This is a genomic window from Acidimicrobiales bacterium (assembly GCA_036273495.1).
Taxonomy (GTDB): domain Bacteria; phylum Actinomycetota; class Acidimicrobiia; order Acidimicrobiales; family JAJPHE01; genus DASSEU01.
In genome coordinates this window covers 1-4,193 of sequence record DASUHN010000029.1, presented here as the reverse complement: position 1 = coordinate 4,193, position 4,193 = coordinate 1, and the positions used below count along the sequence as shown (strand labels likewise).

The window sequence follows — 4,193 nt, the reverse complement described above, 5'->3', positions numbered from 1 at the left end:
ACGCCATCTCCGAGAACGTGATCACCTTCGGCATCGGGCCGGCGGGTACGGGGAAGTCGTATCTGGCGGTGGCGCTGGGCGTGCAGGCGCTCCAGGCCAAGCGGGTGAACCGCATCCTGCTCACCCGCCCGGCGGTCGAGGCGGGGGAGCGCCTGGGATTCCTGCCGGGTGACCTCATGGCCAAGGTGGACCCCTACCTGCGGCCGCTGTACGACGCCCTCTACGACATGGTCGAGCCCGAGGGTGTCCAGCGGCTGATGGACCGGGGCACGATTGAGGTGGCGCCGCTGGCGTTCATGCGGGGCCGGACGCTCAACTCCAGCTTCATCATCCTCGACGAGGCCCAGAACACCACCCCGGAGCAGATGAAGATGTTCCTGACGCGCATCGGATTCGGGTCCAAGGCGGTGGTGACCGGAGACGTCACCCAGATCGACGTGCCCGGCGGGCGGTCGGGGCTCGTCGGCCTCGAGGAGGTGCTCGGCGGCATCGAGGGCCTGGCCTTCGTCCAACTCGGCCCCCGCGACGTGGTGCGCCACAAGATCGTCTCCGACATCGTCACGGCCTACGAGCGGGCGCAGTCGTCGTCCGTCCGGCCCTGACGGACCGGGACCGGGTAGGCACGGTGGGCGTCGAGGTCTTCGTGGCCGACGAGCAGACCGACCATCCCGTAGACACGGCCCGGTGGATGCGCCTGGCCACGGCGGTGCTCGAGGCGGAGGGGATGCGCGGGGACGCCGAGCTCTCGGTGCTCTTCGTCGACAGCGACGCCATCGCCGACCTGAACAAGCGCTTCCTCGGCCGCGAGGAGCCGACCGACGTGCTCGCGTTCCCGATGGACGACGAGCCCGTGGAGGGAGGCCGCTCCCCCGACTCCGGGGGCACGGGGCCGGGGTGGGCCCCGGCGGAGCCCGACGACATCCCGACCATGGTCGGCGACATCGTGATCTGCCCGGCGGTAGCGCACCGGAACGCTCCCAACCACGCCGGCACCTACGAGGACGAGCTGGCCCTCCTCGTCGTGCACGGGGTCCTCCACCTCCTGGGGATGGATCACGTCGACGACGACGAGGCGGCGGCCATGGAGCGCAGGGAGCAGCAGCTGCTGGACGCCCACCATCGCTCCGGGCCGGCAGGCGGGTGACGACCGGAGGGTGAGGCCGAGCAGCGTGCCCCCACCGATCCTGGCCTCCAGCGAGGGCCTCCACCGCGGGGACGGCGGCCTGATCGCGGCCATCGTCATCCTGCTGCTCGCGTCGTCGTTCCTGGCGATGGCCGAGACGAGCCTCACCCGCATGACCCGGGTCAAGGCGGTACCGCTGGAGGCGGAGCGCCGGCGGGGCGCCCAGGTCCTGTTGAAGCTGGTCGACCACCCCGAGAAGTTCCTCAACACCGTCCTGCTGCTGAACAACGTGTGCCAGCTGGTGGCGGCCAGCCTCATCGCCATCGTGGCCGACCATCTGTTCGGGGCCGTGGGCGTCATCGTGGCCACCGCCCTCGAGGTGGTGGTCGTGTTCGTGCTGGCCGAGGCCGCCCCGAAGACGTGGGCCATCCAGCACCCCGAGCGGGCGGCGCTGGCGGCGGCGCCGATCGTGGCGGCCGTCCTGGCCCTGCCCCCCATCCGGGTGGTCACCAACGCCCTCATCGGCCTGTCGAACCTCCTCCTTCCCGGTAGCGGGCTGCGGCGGGGGCCGTTCGTGTCCGAGCAGGAGCTGCTCGCCATGGCCGACGTGGCGGCGGAGGAGGACGTGATCGAGAGCGAGGAGCGGGCGCTGATCCGCTCGATCATCGAGTTCGGGGACACCGTCGTGCGCGCCGTGATGGTGCCGCGCCCCGACATGGTCGCGGTGGCCGGGGCGGAGCGGGTCTCGCAGGTGATCGAGCGGGCCATAGAGGCCGGCTACAGCCGCATCCCGGTGTACGGGAGCGGGGTCGACGACGTCACGGGCATCGTCTACGTGAAGGACCTCATGCGCGCGGCGCGGGACGGACGCGGCGACCAGCCGGTGTCGGAGCTGGCGCGCCAGGCCCACTTCGTCCCCGAGACCAAGCGCGTGGCCGAGCTGATGCGCGAGATGCAGAAGGAGAAGTTCCACATCGCCATCGCCGTCGACGAGTACGGAGGCACGGCGGGCCTGGTGACGCTCGAGGACCTGATCGAGGAGCTGGTCGGGGAGATCGTCGACGAGTTCGACGTCGAGGAGCCCCTCGTGGAGCCGCTGGCCGGCGGCGCCTTCCGGGTCAGCGCCCGGATGGCGGTGGGGGAGGTCAACGAGCTGGTGCACGCCGACCTGCCCGCGGGGGACTGGGACACGGTGGGCGGGCTGGTGTTCAACCTGCTCGGACACGTGCCGGCCGAGGGGGAGTCGGTCGAGGCCGACGGGCACCGGCTGGTGGCGGAGAAGGTCCAGGGTCGCCGGATCGGCCGGGTGCGGATCGTGCCCCTCGGCCGGGCCGGATCCGGCTCGTCCGCCGCCGATGGCTGACGACCCGATCGGGGAGGCGGCGGGCGGTAGGGGATCCGATCAGGTGCGGTCCGGCTTTGCCGCTCTGGTGGGGCGGCCCAACGTGGGGAAGTCGACGCTCCTCAACGCCATCCTCGGCACCAAGGTCTCGATCGTGTCGGACAAGCCCCAGACGACCCGCACGCGCGTGGTGGGCGTGCTGAACGGTCCGGACAGCCAGGTCGTCTTCGTCGACACGCCCGGGTTCCACAAGCCCCGCGGCCCACTGGGGCGGCACCTCAACGAGACGGCGGTGGATGCCGCCGGGGGTGTCGACGTCGTGGTGCAGGTCGTCGACGCCGCTGGTGGCATCGGCCGGGGGGACCGGTACGTGGCGGCCACCCTCTCCCCGGGCATGGTCGTGGTCAACAAGATCGACGTGGTCGGCCGCGACGCGGTGCTCCCGACCCTGGCCGAAGCGGCCGAGCTGGGCGTCCCCGACCCGTGGCCGTTGTCGGCGCGGACGGGGCAGGGCGTCCCCGAGCTGGTGGCGGCGCTGCGGGAGCGGATGCACCCCGGCCCCCGCTACTACCCCGAGGACACGGTGACCGACGTGCCCGAGGCCTTCTGGGTGGCCGAGCTCGTACGCGAGCAGCTCCTGGCGGTCACGAGGGAAGAGGTGCCCCATTCCATCGCCTGCCGGGTCACCGAGTGGGAATGGCCCCGGGTGCGGTGCGAGATCCTGGTCGAGCGGGAGTCCCAGAAGGGCATCGTCATCGGGCGGGGCGGGGCCGTGCTCAAGGAGGTCGGCACGGCGGTGCGGGCCCAGCTCCCCGCCGGCGCCTACGTCGAGCTGTTCGTCAAGGTCGACCGGGACTGGGCCCGGGACCGCCGGCGCCTGGAGCTGCTCGGCTACTGAGTGATCTCGCGCAGGAACGCCTCCGCCTCGGCCCGGTGCCGGGTGCGGCGCATCGGCGGCAGGGCGCGGACCAGGTCCCACCGATAGGTGGCCCGGGCCAGGCGGGGGTCGAGGACCGCCACCACCCCGCGGTCCGAGCCCGAGCGGAGCAGGCGTCCGGCGCCCTGGGCCAGGAGGGTGGCGGCCCGGGGCAGGTCGACGGCCCGGAAGGCGTCGGGGCCGGCCCGCTCGCGCCGGGCCTGGTTGAGGGGCTCGTCGGGACGGGGGAACGGGATGCGGTCGACCGTCACGAGCGACAGCGTGCGCCCGGGCACGTCGACGCCCTGGAAGAACCCCATGGTGGCGAACAGGCTCGAGTCCTCCTCGGCGGTGAAGGCCGCCACCAGGGCCGGCTTGGGCAGGTCCGCCTGGGTGTAGAGGCGCCCGGGGACCCGGGCGCGCAGGGCGTCGGCGGCGGCGTGCATGGCCCGCCAGCTCGTGAACAGGGCCAGGGTCCGCCCGCCCGCAGCCGAGATCAGCGCCGCCAGCTCCTCGTGCAGGGCCGCCTCGTACGCCGGGTTGCGGGGATCGGGCAGGTGGACGGAGCAGTACAGGAGGGCGTGGCGTTCGAACGGGAAGGGGCTGCCGACGTCGGTCTGGTCATAGCCCCCGTCGGGAAGGCCCACGCGCCGGCCGAGGAGCGGCGGGATGGTGGCGCTGGTGAGGACCCCGGTGACGTGCTCCCACAGGGCGTGGGACAGGAGCGGGCCCACCTCCACCGGTGCCACCCGCAGCACCGGCAGGCGGTCGGGCCGCTCCACCCAGGCCACCTGGCCCTCGTCGAGCCCGGC

General features: G+C 72.9%; 5 protein-coding genes. 4 read left to right on the top strand and 1 reads right to left on the bottom strand.

Annotation, left to right across the window (positions count from 1 at the left end; translation table 11 throughout):
* From VFW24_01315 to era, 4 genes are all read left to right on the top strand, one after another.
* Window positions 1-602, top strand: a 602-nt coding sequence (locus tag VFW24_01315) for a PhoH family protein (GenBank protein ID HEX5265389.1), incomplete at its 5' end; no start/stop codon positions are given.
* A gap of 23 nt (window positions 603-625) precedes the next feature.
* On the top strand, window positions 626-1,144 hold the full coding sequence (ybeY, locus tag VFW24_01310; GenBank protein ID HEX5265388.1) for an rRNA maturation RNase YbeY: 519 nt from the start codon (window positions 626-628) through the stop codon (window positions 1,142-1,144).
* 10 nt (window positions 1,145-1,154) lie between these two features.
* Window positions 1,155-2,486: a hemolysin family protein gene (locus VFW24_01305; GenBank protein ID HEX5265387.1), complete on the top strand. Its 1,332-nt coding sequence runs from the start codon at window positions 1,155-1,157 to the stop codon at window positions 2,484-2,486.
* On the top strand, window positions 2,479-3,363 hold the full coding sequence (gene era, locus VFW24_01300) for a GTPase Era (GenBank protein HEX5265386.1): 885 nt from the start codon (window positions 2,479-2,481) through the stop codon (window positions 3,361-3,363). The genes VFW24_01305 and era overlap by 8 nt, the downstream gene beginning before the upstream one ends.
* Here era and VFW24_01295 read toward each other — a convergent pair.
* Window positions 3,357-4,193 (bottom strand): ATP-dependent DNA helicase (locus VFW24_01295; GenBank protein HEX5265385.1); only part of this gene is annotated, 837 nt, incomplete at its 5' end. The two genes, era and VFW24_01295, sit on opposite strands and share 7 nt — an antisense overlap.

Coding starts and splice junctions, on each gene's coding strand:
- era (HEX5265386.1), top strand. CDS start 2,479: ATGGCTGACGACCCGATCGGGGAGGCGGCGGGCGGTAGGGGATCCGAT.